Genomic DNA, 17,871 nt, shown 5'->3' on the forward strand with positions numbered 1-17,871 from the left:
CGCCGCGCCGGCGTCGACGCCGCGCCGGCGGTGTTGATCTCGCCCTCCGGTTGGGTCCGATTTCCGCCAGTCACCCCGTACGACCTGCTGACCTGCGCTTTCACGCTGAGGTCCGATTTCCGCCAGCCGCCTGTCGGTGCCTGCGCATACCGTCGTAGGCATGTCACCACTCGAGCTCGACTTCGACTCCTGTTACCGGGCGGTCTCCGCCCGGGACGCCCGCTTCGACGGGCGTTTCTACACGGCGGTGACGACCACGCGCATCTACTGCCGGCCGATCTGCCCGGCGCGCACCCCCGCCTCCAGGAACGTGCGGTTCTACCGGCACGCCGCCTCGGCGGAGGCCGCCGGCTTCCGGCCGTGCAAGCGGTGCCGGCCCGAGCTGTCCCCGGGCGACCCCGGCTGGGACGTGCGGGGCGACCTCGTCGGCCGGGCGCTGCGCCTGATCGACGACGGCGCGGCCGACGAGCGGGGCGTGGCCGGGCTGGCCGCGCGGCTGCACATCACCGAGCGCCACCTGCACCGGCTGTTCGTCGCCGAGCTGGGCGTCGGGCCGCTGGCCGTGGCCAGGACCAAGCGGCTGCTGCTGGCCAAGCAGCTCCTCACGGAGACGGACCTGCCGGTCACGGATGTGGCGTTCGCCTCCGGGTTCGGCAGCGTGCGGCAGTTCAACGCGGCCATGCGCGAGACGTACGGGTTCACGCCGAGCGAGCTGCGCGCCACGGCCGGCGGCCCCACCCGGTCCGCCGCCGACGCGCGGAGCTCCCAAGCGCGCGCCGACGGAGCGCGGGCTGACGGAGTGCGGACCGGCCGGGCGCGGGCCGGCGGGACACTGGCCGACGAGGCACGGGCTGACGGGACACGGGCTGACGGGGCGCGGGCGCCGCTGGTCGGGTCGCCGCTGCGGCTGCGGCTGCACCGGCGGGAGCCGTACGACGTGGAGGGCGTCTTCTCGTTCCTGACCTCGCGCGCGATCCCGGGCCTGGAGACGGTCACGGCCGGCTCCTACAGCCGGGCCGTGCCCGGAGGCGTCATCACGCTCACCCCGCGCCCCGGGCACATCGCGCTGGACGTGGCGGTGGACGACACGCGGCAACTCGCCCGGATCGTGGCCCGCTGCCGCCGCCTGCTCGACCTCGACGCCGACCCCGGCGCGATCGCCGACGCGCTCGGGCAGACCTCGCTGCGCCCTCTGGTGGAGGCCCGGCCGGGGTTGCGGGTGCCGGGGACGTTCGACGGGTTCGAGCTGGCGGTGCGGGCCGTGGTGGGGCAGCAGATCTCCGTCGCGGGCGCCCGTACGCTGCTCGGACGCATCGTCACCCGGGCCGGCCGTCCGGCGGGGGGCGAGAACCCCGAGACGCCCGGCCTGCTGTTCCCCTCGGCCGGCGAGCTGCTGGAGGCCGACCTGGAGGGGCTCGGCCTGACCGGGCGCCGCGTCCTCACCCTCAAGGAACTGGCCACCCGGGTGGCGGACGGCCTGCTCGACCTCGACGGCGGCCAGGAGCCCGCCGAGGCCGTGCAGGCTCTGCTCGACGTCCCGGGCATCGGCCCGTGGACCGCCAGCTACATCGCGCTGCGCGCGCTGCGCGATCCCGACGCCTGGCCCACCGGCGACCTGGTGCTCACCAAGCGCATGGCCGCCCTGGGCATCCCTCACGACCACATCGAGCGGTGGCGGCCCTGGCGGGCCTACGCCGCCCTGCACCTCTGGAGTTCATCATGATCGAAGCACAGGTCCTGCCCACCCCGATCGGCTCCCTCTCCCTGCTCGTACGGCAGGGCGTGCTGGTCGCGGCCGGTTTCACCGGCGAGCCCGGCGAGATGCTGGCCCGGCTCACGCCGGAGCTCCAGGCGGAGGGCATGAAGGTCGTGGACGACCTCGGCCCCATCAGCCAGGCGGTGCGCGACTACTTCGACGGCGACCTCGACGCGCTCGACGAGATCCCGGTCGAGCAGCCGGGCAGCGCGACCCGCAAGCGGCTCCACCAGGCGCTGCGCGAGGTCCGGGCGGGCACCACGGTGTCGTACGCGGAGCTGGCCGAGCGGGCCGGCCTGCCGCGGACGGCGGCCAGGGTGGCGGGCTCGGCCTGCTCCCAGAACCTCATCGCGCCGTTCGTGCCGTGCCACCGCGTGCTGCCCAGCAGCGGCGGCTACGGCGGCTACCTCTACGGCGTGCCGGTCAAGGAGTGGCTGCTCGCGCACGAGTCCGCGAACCGCGCCTCCTGATCCCGCGTTCGTACGCGCTGGGCGTGGAGTCCCGCCACGGCCGCCACCGCCAGCCCGGCGACGCCGAGCAGGCCGGCGGTCCAGGCGGGAGCCACGTACCCGAGCCCGGCCTCGATCGTGAGGCCGGCCGTGAACGAGCCGATGGCGTTGCCCACGTTGAAGGCGCCGATGTTGGCGGCCGAGGCCAGCGTGGGCGCGCCCGCCGCGGCGTCCAGCACGCGGGTCTGCAGCGGCGGCACCGTGGCGAACCCCGCCAAGCCGAACAGCGCGATCACCACCATGAACGCGATCTGGTTGCGCGCGACCAGCGCGAGCACGACGGCCAGCACCGTGAGCAGCCCGACCGAGCCGTAGATGGCCGGCATGACGGCCCGGTCGGCGAGCCGCCCGCCGAGAAGATTGCCCACGACGAGCCCGACGCCGAACAGCGCCATGACCACGGGCACCGCACCGGCGGAGAACCCGCCGACGTCGGTCATCATGGGCGCCACGAACGTGATGACCGCGAACACCGGGGCGAATCCGAACACCGTCATCGCCAGCGCCAGCCACACCCCGCCCGAGCGGAACGTGGCCAGCTCGCGCAGCACGCCGCCCTCAGGGCGCGGCCGGCGCGGCACCAGGGCCAGCACGCCGGCGAAGCCGACCACGCCGATCGCGACGACCAGCCAGAACGTGGCCCGCCAGCCGAGACTCTGGCCGACCCAGGTGCCGAGCGGCACGCCGGCCACGTTGGCCAGGGTCAGGCCGGTGAACATGAGCGCGATGGCGCTGGCCCGCTTCTGCGGCGCGACGAGGTCGGCGGCCACCACGGAGCCGACGCCGAAGTAGGCGCCGTGCGCGAAGGCGGCCAGCACCCGGCCCACCATGAGCACGCCGTACGAGGGCGCGAGCGCGGAGAGCAGGTTGCCGGCGATGAACAGCACCATCAGGGCCAGCAGCATGGTCTTGCGGGGCAGCCGGCCGCCGAGCATGGTCAGCGGCGGTCCGCCGACGGCCACGCCCAGCGCGTACCCGGAGACCAGCAGACCGGCGGTGGGGATGGTGACACCGAAGTCCGCCGCCAGGTCGGGCAGCAGCCCGTTGATGATGAACTCCGTGGTCCCGATGCCGAAGGCGCTGATCGCGAGGGCGAACAGAGCGAGAGGCATAGAATACTCCTCAGACGACGTTAGTAAGCGTGAGCATTATTTGCACACGCCGACTAACTCACACTACAACGATGTCTGGGAGGTGTCACATGCCGCTGCCCGATGACGCCGCTGAGGCCCGCGCGCAGGGCTGGCGCCGGCTCGCCGCGCTGCACGCGCGCATCGAGGACCGGCTGGAGAAGGCCCTGCAGAAGCAGCACGAGCTGAGTGTGAGCGAATACACCGTGCTCGACGTGCTCGCCGGGCAGGACGGCTGGCACATGCGCATGCAGCAGCTCGCCCGCGCGGTCGTGCTCAGCCAGAGCGCCACCACCAGGCTCGTCACCCGGCTGGAGAACCGCGGCCTGCTCCGCCGGTACCTGTGCGAGGACGACCGGCGCGGCATCTACTCCGAGGTGACTCCGGAGGGGCGGGAGCTGCTCGCCGCGGCCGAGCCGACGCACGACACGGTCCTGAAGGAGGTGCTGGCGGAGGCGGCCGAGGTGCCCGAGCTGGCCCCTCTGGCCGCCGTCATCGCCTGATCTCTCGCCGCCGCCGCGCACCCGACGCCGCCGCGCAGCCGGCGCCGCCGCGCAGCCGACGCCGTCGTGCCGCTTGGGGCCGCGCGCTCAGCCGGTGGTGCCCGTCGCGCCGGTTGGGGAGGCTCGCTCAGCCGGTTGTGCCGTCGTCGCGGACGCTGCTCTGCACCTCGCCGACCGGCACGTCCCGCGTGACACCCACCCGCACCGGCTGGTACTGCACGTCCACTCCCGGGTTGGCCACCTCCACCGGCCAGACCGTCGTCACCGTGAGCTGGTACACCTCGCGCGGCTGGTCGAGCGACGCGCGCAGGTAGCTCACGCCGCAGCTGTACGTGCCGCCCTTCACGTACGGCTTGCCCGCCGGCCCGCAGTCCTCCGCCACCTTCGCCCGGTCGCCGGAGGTGCCCGGGTCGATGTCGATGCTCTTGAGCGTGGCCACCACGGTCGCGCTCATGACGCCGGGCAGGGTCGCCGTGGCCGTCCGCCTCGTCTCGCCGACGCCGTCCAGCCATACCCAGGTCGGCAGGTTGACGAAGCTCTTGGCGTCGGGGTTCAGCCGGACCTTGGGCTCGGGCACCGTCAGCGCGGCCCGCGCGATGTCGGTCAGCTCGCGGATCGTGATGCCCTGGGGCGGCGTGGTGTCGGGCGGCACGAAGATGAACATCTCCAGCCCCGTCCAGCAGGAGATGCCCCGCGGGTCGTCCTCGTTGTAGGCGGGGGTCCACCAGCGCCCCTCTTTGCCGATCTTGTCCTTGAACTGCTCCAGGAAGCGCAGGAAGCTCTCCTCACCGGCCTTGATCCGGTTGAAGTGGGTGGCCGAGTCGGACTGCTGCTTGAGCATCTCCTCCGGGGTCGGGCCCGGCTCGTACCAGCAGGGGCTGGTCAGCCGGTAGCCGTCGCGCCGGCCGGCCCTGACGCCGTTGCCGCTGAGCACGATCCGCGAGTTCTTGAGGCTGATGACGCTGGTGCGCCCCTTCTGCGCCCCCGTCACCTCGGGAGAGCCGCCGCCGGGATCGCGCGCGGGAGCCATTTCGCGTACGGCTGCGGCGACGCGAACACCCGCGGCGGCGTGGCCCTGGACCGCCACGGCGGCGACCCCCTGGACTGCCGCAGCCGCGGGAACCCCCGGAACGCCCGGAGCCACCGCGACGCTTCGAACGCCCGCGGCGCGCTGGACGCCCGCGACGCTTCGGACCACCGCGGCGCTTCGGACCACCGCGGCGCTTTGGACGCCCACAGCCGTGGCAACCCCCGAGACAGGGGGCGCCGCCGCGACGTTTTGAATGCCCGCGACGTTCTGGAAGCTTGCAACCTTCCGGACGCTTGCGACGGGCCGGACGCTCGCGACAGGCTGGACGCTTGCGACAGGCCGGACGCTTGCGACGGTTGGGACGCTCACGGCGACGGTGCCGTCGATCGCCGGGGCGTTCGCGTGGACGCCTGCGGCGGTCGTCAGCAGGCCGGCGACCAGCGTCGCGATCAGTGGCTTCATCGGCTGCACCCTTCCTCACCGGTCACGAAGGTCCGGATGCGCCACACACCGCCGTCGTAGCGGTGCGCGGCCACGCCCTGCATGTACGGGGCGCGCGTCCAGGCGGGCTGCCGCGAGACCGCCTTGCCGGTGCGCGTGGACACCAGGCGCACCCCCGTCTCGTCGACGCACGCGTTGACCTGCGCGCCCTTACCCATGACGGACGCGACACGCAGGTTGTACAGGCGGGCGACGCCGCGCAGAGTCCGCTCCTGGTCGGCGAACTCGTCCACCCACCGGCCGGCGATGTCCACGGCGTCGTACTCCAGGTTGTCGAGGTATCCGTCGTCACCGGTGACGACGGCTCGGCGCGAAGCCACGTAGTAGTCGGCGACGAGCCGCACCAGCGGATCGGCCCCGGACGGCCACTCGATGCGGACCCGCAGCGCGTCGCCGATCCGCACCGTCTGGGTGCCGCGCGGGACCGCCGGGCTGCCCGCCGACGGCTTGCCCGAGCTTTCCGCGCTCGGCGGGGTGCTGAGGGTGTCGGCCGTGCTCGGGGTGCCTGGCTCGCGGGAGGCGCCGACGGCCGGCGTGCCCGTGCCCGAGCCGTCCCCCGGCGTGTACGGGCGCGCGGCCTCACCGCATCCGGCGAGCACGACGGACGCGGCCAGCACCAGCGCCACGAAACCTCTCAAGCGCCCGGCCCCAGGCACACCACCGGCCCTCTCACCGAGCCGGACCCTGCGCACGGTCCGCGCGCCAAGAGAGGGGATCGGGCCCAGCCGAAACCCCCGCACAGTACGCGCGCCACCAACCGTCCAGCCCAGCCGGAACCCCCGCACGGCCCGCGCGCCGCCGACCATCTCACCCAGTCGGAATCCCCGCACGGTCCGCGCGCCGAGGGAGGGGATCAGGCCCAGCCGGAACCCCCGCACACTACGCGCGCCACCAGCCGTCCCGCCCACCCGGAACCCTCCTGCGGATGTCATGCCGTCGACTCCCTCACCACGTGGATGCGCCAGGCGGGCAACAGCTCATCGATCAGCGCCTCGGTCTCCGGCGCCAGCCCGCCCGTGTAGGCGTACGCCCCCGATCTCCTGGTCAGCGCGTCGACCACCGCACGCAGCCGCACGAAGTCGCGCGTCGCGTGCGTCGCGCGCAGCAGGTCGCGCCACAACCCCTCGTCGTCGGCCGCGAGCAGCAACGCCGCCCGTACGGCCGCCACCGCCGCCTCCGGCTCCCGCTGCGCGAGCCGTAGCTCGCACAGCCGGTGGGCCGCGTCGGCGACGGCAGCCGACACGTCGTACTCCAGATCGTCGGCCGCCAGCCAGGCGTACCGGCCCGGCGGCCGCCCGCTCAGCAGCGGGCCGCGCACCAGTCCGAGGGCCCGTTCGAGCAGGACGGTCCGCGCCGCCGTGTCGCGATGCGACCGGCGCACCAGCTCGCGGAACAGCGCCCAGTCCGTACGCACCCCCGGCCCGAGGCTCAGCCGGCCCGCCTCGTCCACCCGCAGGTGCGCCTCGCCGAGCCAGTCGGCCACCCGCGCGATCGTGGCGTCGCGGACCATGGCCTGCACACCGCGTGGCCACAGCACGCCGCCCAGGACGACCGGGTGGACCCCGCCGGGATGCGTGGCCAGGTACACCAGCATCTCCGCGGCCAGCGCCATCCGGCCCTCCTCCAGCGGGGCGAGCCCGGCGATCTCGATCGGGCCGAGCATCCGGACCTCCACCGCGGGGGGCTGGAGGTCCTCCAGCGGCTCGGCGTCGGCGATCGGCTCGCCGTCGTACCGGCCGGCCGTACGGAACAGCTCGACGAGCGCCTGGTAGTGGCGGCGCGGCAGGAGCTGGGCGGTCACCTCGAACCCCAGCTCGGCGATTCTCGCCTTGCCCTCCGGGGTGATCTCCAGGGTCCAGGTGGCGTGGGGGACGTCGCCGGTCACCACGTAGCCGGCCGTGTCGTTGCGCGCGAGCAGCGCCAGCCGGCGGGCCTCCTCCTGGGTGGGGGTGACGGCCGACAGCAGGTAGTGGGCGTCGCGCCGGCGACCCGTGATGCGGCCGGTCAGCACCTCCTGGCGGGGGGCGGCGGACGCCTCCAGTTCCGGAAGCACCTCGGCCAGGCTGCCCACCGACCGCACCCGGTCGGGCGCGATCGCGGTCAGCTCCTCGCCGAACCCGACGAGCGTGATGCTCATGCCGTCGGACCAGCGGTTGGTGGCGAGCTCGACGGCCAGCGCGGCGAGCGCCGCGGTGGTCTGCGGGCCCCGGATGTTGATCAGACCTTGTGCCGCCTCCAGGTCGACGAGCACCCTGCCGCCCGCGTCGGTGCCCAGCGACACGAGCCCGGGGTACGGGGCACCCGGCCTGCCGCCCACCGAACCCGGCCCACCACCCGCGTACGGCACACCACCCGCCGCACCTGACCCACCAGCCGCGTAGGGCACACCACCCGGCCTACCACCGGCGAGACCCGACCCACCACCCGCGTACGGCACACCACCCGCCGGACCAGACCCACCACCCGCGTACGGCCTCAGCCCAGCGACATCACCGGTAACAGTGGCGGTGGCGGTGGCATGGGCGGTGGCGGTGAATGCGGCCGTGGCGTCCCAGCGCTCGGCCAGCAGGCGTCCCTCGTGCGCGGGCAGCCGCCACACCTGGCCGCCGTCCTGCACGGTCCACGGGGCGGGGGCGTCGCCGTCCGGTGGATGGATCCACAGGTCGAGGTTGCGGGCCGACAGGTGCGCCGCGTACACGGTCGGCGGTGTGCGGCCCTGTGCGGCCAGTTCGGCGCCCAGCACCCGAAGACCGATGTCCAGCAGGCGCGTGCCGGGGGCGTCGGCGCCGATGCGCAGGGCGACCTCGGCGCTGGCCGCGTCGCCGCGCGGCCGCGCGATGCGACGGCCGAACGCGCGCCGCCACAGCTGCTCGCGGCGCCGCCGGCCGAGCAACGCCAGCAGCCCGGCGGCGGCCAGCGAGGCGCCCGCCAGGTAGTCGACGAGGTCGAGGCCCTGCTGCTCGCGCTGATCCTGCTGTTGCTGTTGGGGGGCCTGGTGGTGTTCGGGGCCCTGCCGTTGGGGGGATTGGTGCCTCGGGGCGTGGTGCGTGACCTCCTGGCGTACCTCGTCGGCGGCGCGCCCGGGCCCCGTGGAGACCCGCCCCGGATGCTCGCGCAGGGTCTGCGCCCGCGCCTGGTCGGCGGGGACGACGTGCGCGTGACGGGCGTCGTCGGGCATGTCGAGCACCCAGCCCGGCCTGATCAGGTCGGCCATCCGCAGGCGGGTGCCGTCGGGCTGTTCCTTGTGCTGGTTGAGCCGGAAGATCTCGGGATACCGGCGGCCGTCGCCGAGGCACTTCTCGGCGATCTCCCACAGGCTCTCGTGGTGGCGGCCGTGAGGCGGCTGCACGACGTACACCTTCTTCGCACGCGCCGTCTGGGGCTGTTCCTCCGGCTGGTCGGCGATCGGCGCGGTGAAGGCGACGGCGGCCACGGGCGGCGCGGCGGGCGGCGTCATGCCGAGGCGCGCGATGGGCACGGCCACGGCCCCGGCGGTGAACAGCAGCAGGACCGCCGAGACGAGCCGGTTGGCCAGCGCCTGGGTGGTCCCGGAGAACGGGACCCGGGCCGGCATGCCGACCCGGCGCACTCCCGCGTAGACCTCGACCATGACGCACGCGACGAGCTGCAGCCAGGCGATCCACACGAACAGGACGAGGATGGCCACGATCGTCGACGGCCCGACGCTGCTGGTGAGCAGGTCGAGGTCGAGCAGTTCGGGGGCGATGGGCGGCCCGGCGAACCTCAGCAGCGCGTACGGCACGCCACCGACGAGCGCGACCAGGACGACGAGGGCCCCGAGCCCGGCGGCCACGTCCCCGGAACCTCGGCGGGGGGAGACACGCGCGTGCCCAGGTCCCTGACCGCGCGCCTGCCCCGGTCCTTGACCGCGAGCCTGCCCACGTCCCTGACCGCGCGCCTGCCTCGGTCCTTGACCGCGAGCCTGCTCAGGTCCTTGACCGCGCGCCTGCCCGGATACCTGGCCGCGCGCCTGCTCGAAGCCCCGCCCCTGCACCGGGCCCGGCTGCCTGCCCCCTCCTCGCTCATGCGCTGCCGACGCCTGTCCCGCTCGCTCTGGTCGCGCCGACCGCTGCCCTGCCCACCCTTGCTCCTCCAGCCGTTGCCCTTCTCGCTCTCGCCCCTCTCGCTCCGGCCCCTCAAGCCCCAGCCCTCGTCCCTCTAGCCCTCGCCCCTCTCGCTCCGGCCCCTCAAGCCCCAGCCCTCGTCCCTCTAGCCCTCGCCCCTCTCGCTCTCGCCTCTCTCGCCCTTGCCCTCGCCTCTCTAGCCCCGGCTCTTGCCCTTCTCGCTCTGGTCCTGCCGCCCCTTGGCCCGCTGACCATTCATCCCGCTCAGCGCCTCGCCTACCTCCGCGCGCGAACTGACCTTCGCGACCCCGCCGATCCACCTGACCCTCGCGACCCCGACGACCCGCCTGCCCTTCGCGATCCCGCCGATCGGCCTGCCGTTCGCGTTCGCGTTCGCGGCTCTGCCAGGCTTCCCGAACCCGCTCCTGCGCGGACATCGACTCCCGCGCCTCATCACCGCCGAAGCCCCGAGCCTCCCGGGGCCCGGTGTCACGCGCCCCCGCCCGGCCACGCATGTCCTCGGCGGCCTGTTCGACCGCAGTTCGCTCATCCCGGGAACGTTCCTTTTCAGACCGCCCCCGCCCCGTACCACCGGAGCGCCAGTCCCCTGAGTACTCGGACGGACGCGGCGCCTGCCACAGCCCTGCGGCCGGCCGGCCACTCGCGGACGAATCAGACGAGTCGCCGGTCCGCCGCGAGCCAGGAGGGACCTGCGAATCACCAGCCCGCCGTGAGCCTGGAGCGACCGGCGAATCACCCGGCCGCCGCGATCCGGGCACGGCCGACGAATCACCCTGCTCTGGCGCAGAGGAAGGAACCGGCGGGACCGGTCGGCCGGGGAGGCGTGGCCGGTCGCCGGTGGGGTCGCGCCATGGCGGTCCGGGTGGCTCTGGCGTCGGCATCGCCTCTCCTTTCTCAGTTCAAGCGTGGGTGCTCATCGCTCCCGCATCCATCGACCGGCGGGAATCGGTCTGGCTCATCTCGCCTCGGGCCCGGCCGACGCCTCTCCTCGCATGTCGCCGCCCTGGAACCCGAGCGCGCCCAGGAAGAACGCCCGCCAGGCGACGTTCACCCCGACCGTGACCACGGCCTGGTCGCCGCCCACCTCGCACGAGGCCGAGCCCACCCCGTCGCCGCCCTGCGCGGTGATCAGTTCCTCGGCGCGGGCGCAGACCTGGCCCTGGTCGAGCAACCGCGTCTCGCCGGTCGCGCGCAGGTGGTCGACGTCGATCTTGTCGGCACCGGCGCGGGCGGCCTGCTCGGCGATGTCGGCCGCCCGGAGCCGCGCGTTGATGGCCGCTCCCCCGTCGACCAGCAACCCGGCGAGCATGAACACCACGACGGAGAACAGCACGGTGAACACCGACATGGACCCGCGCTCCCACCCGCCACCTCTCGGTGCCGGCAGTCCACGCAGCCCTGTCGGTTCCGCCAGCCCCGGGGGTCCCGCCAGTCCTCGCAATTCCGACTGCCTTCGGCTGCGCTGAAGCGTGTTCACTCCACCCTCCTGAGCTGCTCCAGGGGCACCACGGCGGTCCCCGTCATCCGCCGCGTTGCCCCGAACCCGAGGAAGCCGAGGTCGAGCTCGCAGGTGACCTCGGCCGACACCTGCCCACCCGCCTCGAAGCGGGACTTGCCGAGCGACACCGCGGGCTGAGCGCAACTCCCCTGAAGCGCCGCGGTGGTGGCCTCTTCGGCCGCCCGTCCCGCCGCGTCGAGATCGCGCTGCACGGAGGCGGCGCGGGCTGCGTCACGGGCGGCGCCGTTGACCTCGCCCTGGGCCTCCACCACCCGCCCGGCTCCGGCCAGGAACATCAGGAACAGCAGGAAGACGGGCGCGAGCATGACGGTCTCCACCGCCATGGACCCACGATCCCCGCGCCACCTCGACCTACGACCAACCGCCCCATACCTCGATCTACGGCCAACCGCCCTGTACCGCGGCCTACGGCCGGCCGCTCCACGCCTCGGCTTACGATCAACCGTCCCGCATCTCGACTCAGGACGAACGTCCCCGTACCGGACCGGTCCGCCGCCTGCAGCACCGCACGTTCCAGCCCGGCAGCAGGCCGCCGCCCCGTACGCTCCCGCCCCGTTCCCCGTCATTGGCAGTCGTCGCCCCCGTTGTCGGGACGGAAGCACTCGACCGGCCCACCCGACGTGGCGGTGATCGTGAACGTGAGCTGCGGCAGCAACGGGATGACCTGCACCGCGTTACCCGTCACGGTGACCCACCGCTGGTCGGGTTCGCGTTCGGCGGTCGTCGCCGTCGCGCCGGCCAGCAGCTGGGGCCCGATGGCGCGTATGACGTCCGTGGCCTTGGTCGTGGCCGCCGTCTCCCAGTCGCCCGAGTCGAAGGGCGCCGAGCGCGCCACGCGGGCGCCCTCGCGGGCCGCCGCCTCGGCCACCTGGCGACCGTGGAACCACAGCGCCACCTGCACGATGAGCAGCACGACGGCGAGCACGACCGGCATCAGCAGCGCCAGCTCGATCACGGTGGCCCCACGCTCGCGCCCGGACCGCTTACCGAAACGCCCGCCAGCACTCCCGAAGCCCTGACGAACCCCCTGGAAGCGCAGGCGAAATCCCCCAAAGTGCGGGTGAGCACTCTGGAGACACAGCCCCTCGCCCTCCGAGCGCGCGCGAGCACCCTGGAAGCGCAACGGCTGCCTGGCGCGCAGGCGAGCACTCCCGAAGCTCGGACGAAGCCCCTGCGAGCCCGGGCGAGCACGCGCGAACCGCGCACGCACTTTTCGCAAGCGCGGGCGACGGCGGAGAGGGGGGCGGGCGGCGATCATGTGTTGCCGTTGCCGCCACCGAAGCTGGTCTGGATGTCGCCCTGCTTCTGCTCCACGAGCGTCCGGATGAGCGTGGCCAGGCCGAGCGCGACGCCGGCGATGATCGCGGTGATGATCACCCATTCGACGGCCGAGGCGCCGCGGCTGGGCGCGGTGCGGGCGCGGTGGATGCGCACGCCGAGGTACGCGCGCAGGTAGACGATCCAGGGATGGTTCATCAGGACCCCAACATCTTCATAGCGGCCGGAAAACTGAGAAAGATCACGAACCCGGCGCAGAGCAGAAGCTGCGCCACGAGCATCGACTGGGAGCGCTCGCCCGCCCGGCCCTCGACCTCGGCCAGTTCACGGCGGCGCAGTGTGGCGGCCCTGGCCGTCAGCGAGGCGCGTACCTTGGCCCCGTCGTCGGCGACCAGGCCGAGCGCCGCGGACAGGTCGCGCAGCTCGTCCACGTTGATCTCCTCGCCGAGCTGGCCGAGCGCCTGCCACGGCGTGATGCCGACGATCCGCGCGCCGCTCAGCGCCTCGCGGATGCGGGACATCGCCCAGTTGGGCTGGTCGCCGCTGATGGTGACCGCCATCATGAGCGCCTCGGGCACGCCGCGCCCGCCGGCGAGGTTCATGGAGACGAGGTCGAGGAACGCGCTGACGACGTGCCGGAAGTCGCGCCGTTTGGCCGCCGCGTCGCGTTTGACCTGGAGGTCGGGCAGGAAGAAGAAGACGGCGGCCGCCGCCACGGCCACCCAGAACGGGATCGTCAGCGACACCCCCCAGCCCATGAGGAACAGCCAGGCGATCAGCACGGGGAAGGCCAGCAGCCCGGCCGCGGCGAGCAGCGCCTTGGTGGCCAGGAAGCCCTCGAACGAGCGTCCCACCAGCGCCAGGTCGGACTTGGTGGAGCGGATCTCCCAGCCGCGTGCCCGGTACAGCCGTGCCAGCCGTACGCCGAGACCGCGCCGGAAGGCGCTGGCCTCCTCCTCGGCGGTTACGAGCTGAACACGCGGCGCGCCCGCGTCCTCGCGCACGGCCTCGATCGCCAGCAACCGCGCCACCAGGCCGGGACGGGCCGGGAACAACGCCCGTACCAGCAGGAACAGCCCGAGGCCGAGCACACCGCCCGCCAGCACTCCCTCAACCACGGCCGCCTCCCGGACAAGTCGGCGCCACCACAGGCATGCCCCCGACAGCTCCCGAGCACCCCGACGCAACCACGAGCACGCCCCCGACCACGACACCCCCGGGACAACCCGGCGCCATCACAAGCGCGCCTTCAGCCCCGGCCGCCCGCAGGCCACACGACGCCGCAGACACCGCAGAAGAAGGGCTGGCGGCGGGCATCCACATCGCAGGCACGCGCTCGATCACGGCTGCCCCGGCCTCCGATCCCCTCGCGGTCAGCACGTCATCCATGGCTGCCTCCGACGAGGAGCCGCGTGGGCTTGTCGAAGCGGGCCAAACGCCGCATCCAGGCGAACCCGGCCCCGAACAACCCCGCCACGACCACCAGCACGGCCTGGCCGAGCAGGCTGGTGTACTCGCTGACGTACGACGGGTTGAACACGACCAGCAGCCCCGCGAACACCAGCGCGGTGATCACCACGATCTGCACGCTGCGGCGGGTGGCCCGGCGCTCGGCCTCGACGCGGCGGCGCATGTCGAGCTCCTCGCGCGCCGACACCGCGAGGGCGCCCAGCACGTCGCGCAGGCCGGGGCCGCGCAGCCGCGCGTTGAGCATGAGCGCCGCCACCACCAGGTCGGCGGACGGGTCGTCGAGCTCGTCGGCGAAGAGGGCGAGCGCATCGGGCAGGGCCATCCTGGTGTGCAGGCGGTCGATGAGGGCCCGCAGATGAGGCCGGAGCGTGGGCGCGGCGGCCCTGATGGACGACGGGATGGCCTGTTCGAGGCCGGCGGCGCCGGCGATGGTGTCGCGCAGCGACTCGGTCCAGGCGGCCAGCCCTTCGAGCCGGCGCATGGCCGCGCGTTCCTCGGCGGCGCCGCCGGACAGACCGCGCCAGGCGAACACCAGCAGCACCGTGCCCGCGGCGAACACCGGCCAGCGGGTCACCGCGAGGACCACCGCCGCGGCCACGGCGGCGATGGCGCCGCGCGTGGTCAGCATCCTGACCAGGTCGCGGCGTTGCCGGGCGGGGCGGGGCCGCATGCCGTACAGGGAGAGGACGAGCAGGTAGAGGCCGCCGCCGACGGCGGCGCCGGTGAGGAGGGCGAGCGGGTCGAGGCCGGTCATCACCACACCCCCGGGGTGTAGCCGTGGGCCATGAGCTCCTGCAGGCAGGCGATCGGAGCGTGGGGCACGGCCGGGCCGTCCGGTCCGGGCACGAACACCTCGCTGGACAGCACGCGGCCGTCGCAGCCGTTGACCTCGCGGATGCTGGAGGCGTACCGGCGCAGGGTGCCGCCGCGCTGGTAGTCATTGCGCTTCTCCACGAACACCACGAAGTCGATGGCTCCGGCGATGAGCATGTGGGTCGCGTCGATGGGCAGGCGCTCGCTGGCCTGGAGCGCGTAGGTGGCGATGCGGTTGAACACCTCCATGCTGGAGTTGGCGTGGATGGTGGACAGGGAGCCGTCGTTGCCCTGGGTCATGGCGTTGAGCATGGTGACGATCTCGTCGCCGAGGACCTCGCCGACGATCACGCGGCTGGGGTTCATGCGCAGGGAACGGCGGACCAGCTCGGCCATGGTGATCTCGCCCTGTCCCTCGGAGTTGGGCAGGCGCTGCTCGAAGGCCACCACGTTGGGATGCAGTTCGGGGAACTGGTCGAGGCCGAGCTCCAGGGCGCGTTCGACGGTGATGAGCCGCTCCGTCGGCGGGATCTCGTTGGCCAGGGCTCGCAGCAGGGTCGTCTTTCCGGCGTTGGTGGAGCCGGCGATCATGATGTTCTTGCGCGCGGCGACCGCGGCCGTGAGGAATCTGCCGATCTCAGGACTGATGGTGCCGTTGCCGACCAGGTCACTGAGGAACACCTTGCCCAGGCGGGCGCGGCGGATCGACACGGCGGGCCTGATCGTGACGTCCATGACGGCGCTCAACCGGGAGCCGTCGGGCAACCGCAGGTCGAGCTGCGGGTTGGCGGTGTCGAACGGCCTGCTGGACAGACCGGAGTAGGCCGCCAGGATCTGGATCAGCTCGATGAGCTCGTCGTCGGAGTCGGCGACCGGCTCCTGCATGAGCTCCTGGCCGTCGGCGTAGCTCACGAAGACGCGATCGCAGCCGTTGATGTCGATGTTCTCGACGTCGGGGTCGTCGAGCAGCGGCTGGAGGCGGCCGACGCCGAAGAGCGCGGCGTGGATGCCCGCCGCCAGCCCTTCCTCCTCCTCGACCGTGGGCGGCGTGCGGCCGAGCCCGATCTCGCTGCGCGCGTGCTCCTCCAGCACCTGGGAGATGAGCGCGCGGGCGAACTGGCGCTCGTCCTCGCCGGTCATCGCGGCCAGGCCGTTGGCCTGGTCGAGCCTGCGCTGGTGGGCCAGGCGGTCGCCGACCTCCTGCCGGAACCGCTTGACGAGGCTGTGGTCGATCATGGTCGGCTCACCAGCCGTCCCGCGAGGTCTCGTGCCGTACGGATGAGCAGAGAACGGTCTAGGCGGCCACCCCACTGGCCGCGCAGCAGCTCGGCGCCCTTGGGGTCGTGGGCGAGACCGTGGACGAACGCCACGCTCGGCCCGACGATGCGGCGGACGTCGTCGATCGAGGAGCGGTAGTTGCGCGGGTCGGCGATCACGACGACACCGTGGGCCTTGGTGATGGACAGGCGTTCGCGCAGGTGGGCGACGTGGTCGAGGGTGGCTCTGGTCAGCAGGAGCACGGTCTCGGCCTCGGCGAGCAGGTCGCCGAGTTGGGGATGGGCGCCCAGGCGGCCGCAGTCGGCGATCACGTCGGCCTGGGGGATGGCGGCCAGCGCCCGGCCCAGCGGGCCCCACAGCCAGGTCAGGCCGGCGGCCTGCTCACCGTGGGTGAGACCGGCGAGGACGTCCAGCCCGCCGACGATCTTCTGGGTGTGCTGGTGGATCTGGCCCGGCTCCAGACCGCGCCGCGCGCCGGCGGCGAGGGTGAGCAGGCCCTTGCCGGGGTTGAGCACACCGCCGTCGGCCGCGGGGAGCCGGTAGGCGATGTCACCGCCCGCCGGGTCGCACTCGGCCAGCAGCACAGGCCGCGGCCAGACGGCGGCCAGGGCCGTGGCGGCTGTGGTGACTCCGGGCGCGCCCTTGTCGGCGGCCAGCACGATGAGCGCCACGTCAGCGCGCTCCCGGCAGCTCGGCCACCGCGATCTCGCCGCTGGAGGCGTAGCGGAGGATCTCGGGTGAGGCGGTGGCGTCGACGATGACGGTGATCAGGCCGTTGCCGCCGCTGCTCCCGGTGCGGCCGGGGGCGCCGACGCTGAAGACGAGCGCCTTGTCGGCGAGCACCCGGCTCTCGGCCTGGCTCGTACGGGCGGGGACGTAGACGACCTGCACCCGGTCGCCCTGCCGCAGCCCGGCCGGCGCCTGGCCGGCCTTGAGCGCGAGCCCCACCTTGGCCTTGCCGGGGACGAGTTCGGAACTGGCTCTCACACCCATGGTGTTGGTGAGCAGCGTGCCGGGGAGGATGGTCACCGCGGCGAAGCTGTTGAGCACCTGCTGCCGTTGCGCCCAGCTCACGTAGTCGAGGCCGGTGTCGGCGATCTGCACCTCTTCGAGGGCGTCCGCCGTGAACTGCTGGCCCGCGCCGATCTGCTGGGTGACGCGGACGGCGGAGATCCGGTCGCCGCTGCGCATGACGAGCAGCGTCGTCGCGAGCGCCCCGCCCAGGATCAGGAGCACCGCGAGGGCGGCCAGCGCAGGCTTCCGCTCACGTGGAGGGACGGGCAGCTTGCGCGAGGCCGGCCCGGCCAACCCCGCCGCGTCGACGGCGGGCTTTTCGCTGGTCCTCATGGGTGGGGGGCTCCCATTTAGTGGAATTTTCGGAATTCACGCCATTATGTGCAGCCCGACCGCGAGGCGGGGCGGGAATGCGAGGAACCATGCTCGTTTCGCAGGTGGGAACCTGTCAACTCAACGTATTCAATACTTATTGTTTCTACCAAGTTGACGGCATTGGCGTTTTGGGGCTATGTGTCACAACTGTCACATCAGTCCCTATATGTTTCGGGCCTTTATGTCACATTTCAGCGGACCGTACCGATCTGGCGGTTCAACCCTGAGGCCGTCGGGGCTCCTCGCCGGATTCGGACGGCTTCGATGCTGGCTCCGGTACGAGGTCAGCAGGCCTCCGGCTGCTGATCCGGCCGCCGGAGAAGTGAAGCAGGACGTCGACCGCTCACCCGCCCAACCGCTCTCCCACGCGCCTGCACGCCCGCCCTGCCGTCACCAGCTCCCCCGCCCACCTGCTCCCCCGCTCGCCCGCTCGCCGAAGACGAGAACGGGACGGTTAGCCGGCGACATAGATGCGTACTTCGCTCACTCTGCCCGAACACGAACCGGGATTCGCCATCCACCCAGCGCAGGCGAAACCGGAACCGTTCACCGGAAACCGGAGGCGAACGGCCGGGTGCGCCACCACGAA

The 17,871-nt window shown here is 73.0% G+C and carries 16 protein-coding genes; 3 read left to right on the forward strand and 13 right to left on the reverse strand.

Translation table 11 applies throughout. The features are described from left to right. Nucleotides 1-160 precede the first annotated feature (160 nt). Together HTZ77_RS01935 and HTZ77_RS01940 are read left to right on the forward strand one after the other, a co-directional pair. Nucleotides 161-1,723, forward strand: a complete 1,563-nt coding sequence (locus tag HTZ77_RS01935; RefSeq protein ID WP_175587651.1) for a DNA-3-methyladenine glycosylase 2 family protein — start codon at nucleotides 161-163, stop codon at nucleotides 1,721-1,723. After that, nucleotides 1,720-2,226 carry a methylated-DNA--[protein]-cysteine S-methyltransferase gene (locus HTZ77_RS01940; protein ID WP_175587652.1) on the forward strand — a complete coding sequence of 169 codons (507 nt, stop codon included), beginning with the start codon at nucleotides 1,720-1,722 and terminating at the stop codon, nucleotides 2,224-2,226. Before HTZ77_RS01935 ends, HTZ77_RS01940 begins: the two co-directional genes overlap by 4 nt. Here HTZ77_RS01940 and HTZ77_RS01945 read toward each other — a convergent pair. Continuing rightward, on the reverse strand, nucleotides 2,166-3,377 hold the full coding sequence (locus HTZ77_RS01945; protein ID WP_175587653.1) for an MFS transporter: 1,212 nt from the start codon (nucleotides 3,375-3,377) through the stop codon (nucleotides 2,166-2,168). The two genes, HTZ77_RS01940 and HTZ77_RS01945, sit on opposite strands and share 61 nt — an antisense overlap. 89 nt (nucleotides 3,378-3,466) lie before the next feature. Here HTZ77_RS01945 and HTZ77_RS01950 point away from each other — a divergent pair, with 89 nt between their 5' ends. Further along, the gene (locus HTZ77_RS01950; RefSeq protein ID WP_175587654.1) at nucleotides 3,467-3,898 is read left to right on the forward strand and encodes a MarR family winged helix-turn-helix transcriptional regulator; all 432 of its coding nucleotides are present in this window, start codon (nucleotides 3,467-3,469) and stop codon (nucleotides 3,896-3,898) included. Between the two features lie 127 nt (nucleotides 3,899-4,025). On the opposite strand, the gene HTZ77_RS01955 is transcribed toward HTZ77_RS01950, so the two are convergent. The 12 genes from HTZ77_RS01955 to HTZ77_RS02010 form a co-directional block, all read right to left on the reverse strand. Further along, nucleotides 4,026-4,928, reverse strand: coding sequence for a hypothetical protein (locus HTZ77_RS01955; RefSeq protein WP_175587958.1), 903 nt, complete (start codon nucleotides 4,926-4,928; stop codon nucleotides 4,026-4,028). Between the two features lie 458 nt (nucleotides 4,929-5,386). Next, nucleotides 5,387-6,067 (reverse strand): hypothetical protein, encoded by a 681-nt coding sequence (locus HTZ77_RS01960; RefSeq protein ID WP_175587655.1) that lies wholly within the window; start codon nucleotides 6,065-6,067, stop codon nucleotides 5,387-5,389. A gap of 290 nt (nucleotides 6,068-6,357) precedes the next feature. Then, nucleotides 6,358-9,243 carry a hypothetical protein gene (locus tag HTZ77_RS45725; RefSeq protein WP_328808369.1) on the reverse strand — a complete coding sequence of 962 codons (2,886 nt, stop codon included), beginning with the start codon at nucleotides 9,241-9,243 and terminating at the stop codon, nucleotides 6,358-6,360. Nucleotides 9,244-10,490: 1,247 nt separating this feature from the next. Continuing rightward, nucleotides 10,491-10,883, reverse strand: coding sequence for a flp pilus-assembly TadE/G-like family protein (locus HTZ77_RS01970; RefSeq protein ID WP_175587656.1), 393 nt, complete (start codon nucleotides 10,881-10,883; stop codon nucleotides 10,491-10,493). Nucleotides 10,884-11,008: 125 nt separating this feature from the next. Further along, nucleotides 11,009-11,377: a TadE/TadG family type IV pilus assembly protein gene (locus tag HTZ77_RS01975; RefSeq protein WP_175587657.1), complete on the reverse strand. Its 369-nt coding sequence runs from the start codon at nucleotides 11,375-11,377 to the stop codon at nucleotides 11,009-11,011. 239 nt (nucleotides 11,378-11,616) lie between these two features. Further along, complete coding sequence (locus tag HTZ77_RS47985) at nucleotides 11,617-12,009, reverse strand: TadE/TadG family type IV pilus assembly protein (protein WP_328808370.1); 393 nt, start codon at nucleotides 12,007-12,009, stop codon at nucleotides 11,617-11,619. Between the two features lie 299 nt (nucleotides 12,010-12,308). After that, entirely contained in the window at nucleotides 12,309-12,530 is a 222-nt protein-coding gene (locus tag HTZ77_RS01985) for a Flp family type IVb pilin (RefSeq protein WP_175587659.1), read from the reverse strand. After that, nucleotides 12,530-13,450, reverse strand: coding sequence for a type II secretion system F family protein (locus tag HTZ77_RS01990; RefSeq protein ID WP_175587660.1), 921 nt, complete (start codon nucleotides 13,448-13,450; stop codon nucleotides 12,530-12,532). The genes HTZ77_RS01985 and HTZ77_RS01990 overlap by 1 nt, the downstream gene beginning before the upstream one ends. A gap of 263 nt (nucleotides 13,451-13,713) precedes the next feature. Beyond that, entirely contained in the window at nucleotides 13,714-14,556 is an 843-nt protein-coding gene (locus HTZ77_RS01995; protein WP_175587661.1) for a type II secretion system F family protein, read from the reverse strand. Beyond that, the gene (locus tag HTZ77_RS02000) at nucleotides 14,556-15,851 is read right to left on the reverse strand and encodes a CpaF family protein (RefSeq protein WP_175587662.1); all 1,296 of its coding nucleotides are present in this window, start codon (nucleotides 15,849-15,851) and stop codon (nucleotides 14,556-14,558) included. Before HTZ77_RS02000 ends, HTZ77_RS01995 begins: the two co-directional genes overlap by 1 nt. Continuing rightward, nucleotides 15,848-16,564: a hypothetical protein gene (locus tag HTZ77_RS02005; protein ID WP_175587663.1), complete on the reverse strand. Its 717-nt coding sequence runs from the start codon at nucleotides 16,562-16,564 to the stop codon at nucleotides 15,848-15,850. The genes HTZ77_RS02000 and HTZ77_RS02005 overlap by 4 nt, the downstream gene beginning before the upstream one ends. A 1-nt stretch (nucleotide 16,565) precedes the next feature. Then, nucleotides 16,566-17,240, reverse strand: a complete 675-nt coding sequence (locus tag HTZ77_RS02010; RefSeq protein WP_175587664.1) for a hypothetical protein — start codon at nucleotides 17,238-17,240, stop codon at nucleotides 16,566-16,568. Nucleotides 17,241-17,871 lie beyond the last annotated feature (631 nt).

The organism is Nonomuraea montanisoli (assembly GCF_013363975.1).
Taxonomy (GTDB): Bacteria; Actinomycetota; Actinomycetes; order Streptosporangiales; family Streptosporangiaceae; genus Nonomuraea; species Nonomuraea montanisoli.

Bases quoted from the DNA above. Each gene is read 5' to 3' on its own strand.
- HTZ77_RS01950 (WP_175587654.1), top strand. From the start codon at position 3,467: ATGCCGCTGCCCGATGACGCCGCTGAGGCCCGCGCGCAGGGCTGGCGC.
- HTZ77_RS02000 (WP_175587662.1), bottom strand. From the start codon at position 15,851: ATGATCGACCACAGCCTCGTCAAGCGGTTCCGGCAGGAGGTCGGCGAC.
- HTZ77_RS01955 (WP_175587958.1), bottom strand. From the start codon at position 4,928: ATGGCTCCCGCGCGCGATCCCGGCGGCGGCTCTCCCGAGGTGACGGGG.
- HTZ77_RS01970 (WP_175587656.1), bottom strand. From the start codon at position 10,883: ATGTCGGTGTTCACCGTGCTGTTCTCCGTCGTGGTGTTCATGCTCGCC.
- HTZ77_RS01995 (WP_175587661.1), bottom strand. From the start codon at position 14,556: ATGACCGGCCTCGACCCGCTCGCCCTCCTCACCGGCGCCGCCGTCGGC.
- HTZ77_RS01940 (WP_175587652.1), top strand. From the start codon at position 1,720: ATGATCGAAGCACAGGTCCTGCCCACCCCGATCGGCTCCCTCTCCCTG.
- HTZ77_RS01975 (WP_175587657.1), bottom strand. From the start codon at position 11,377: ATGGCGGTGGAGACCGTCATGCTCGCGCCCGTCTTCCTGCTGTTCCTG.
- HTZ77_RS01935 (WP_175587651.1), top strand. From the start codon at position 161: ATGTCACCACTCGAGCTCGACTTCGACTCCTGTTACCGGGCGGTCTCC.
- HTZ77_RS02010 (WP_175587664.1), bottom strand. From the start codon at position 17,240: ATGAGGACCAGCGAAAAGCCCGCCGTCGACGCGGCGGGGTTGGCCGGG.
- HTZ77_RS01945 (WP_175587653.1), bottom strand. From the start codon at position 3,377: ATGCCTCTCGCTCTGTTCGCCCTCGCGATCAGCGCCTTCGGCATCGGG.
- HTZ77_RS01985 (WP_175587659.1), bottom strand. From the start codon at position 12,530: ATGAACCATCCCTGGATCGTCTACCTGCGCGCGTACCTCGGCGTGCGC.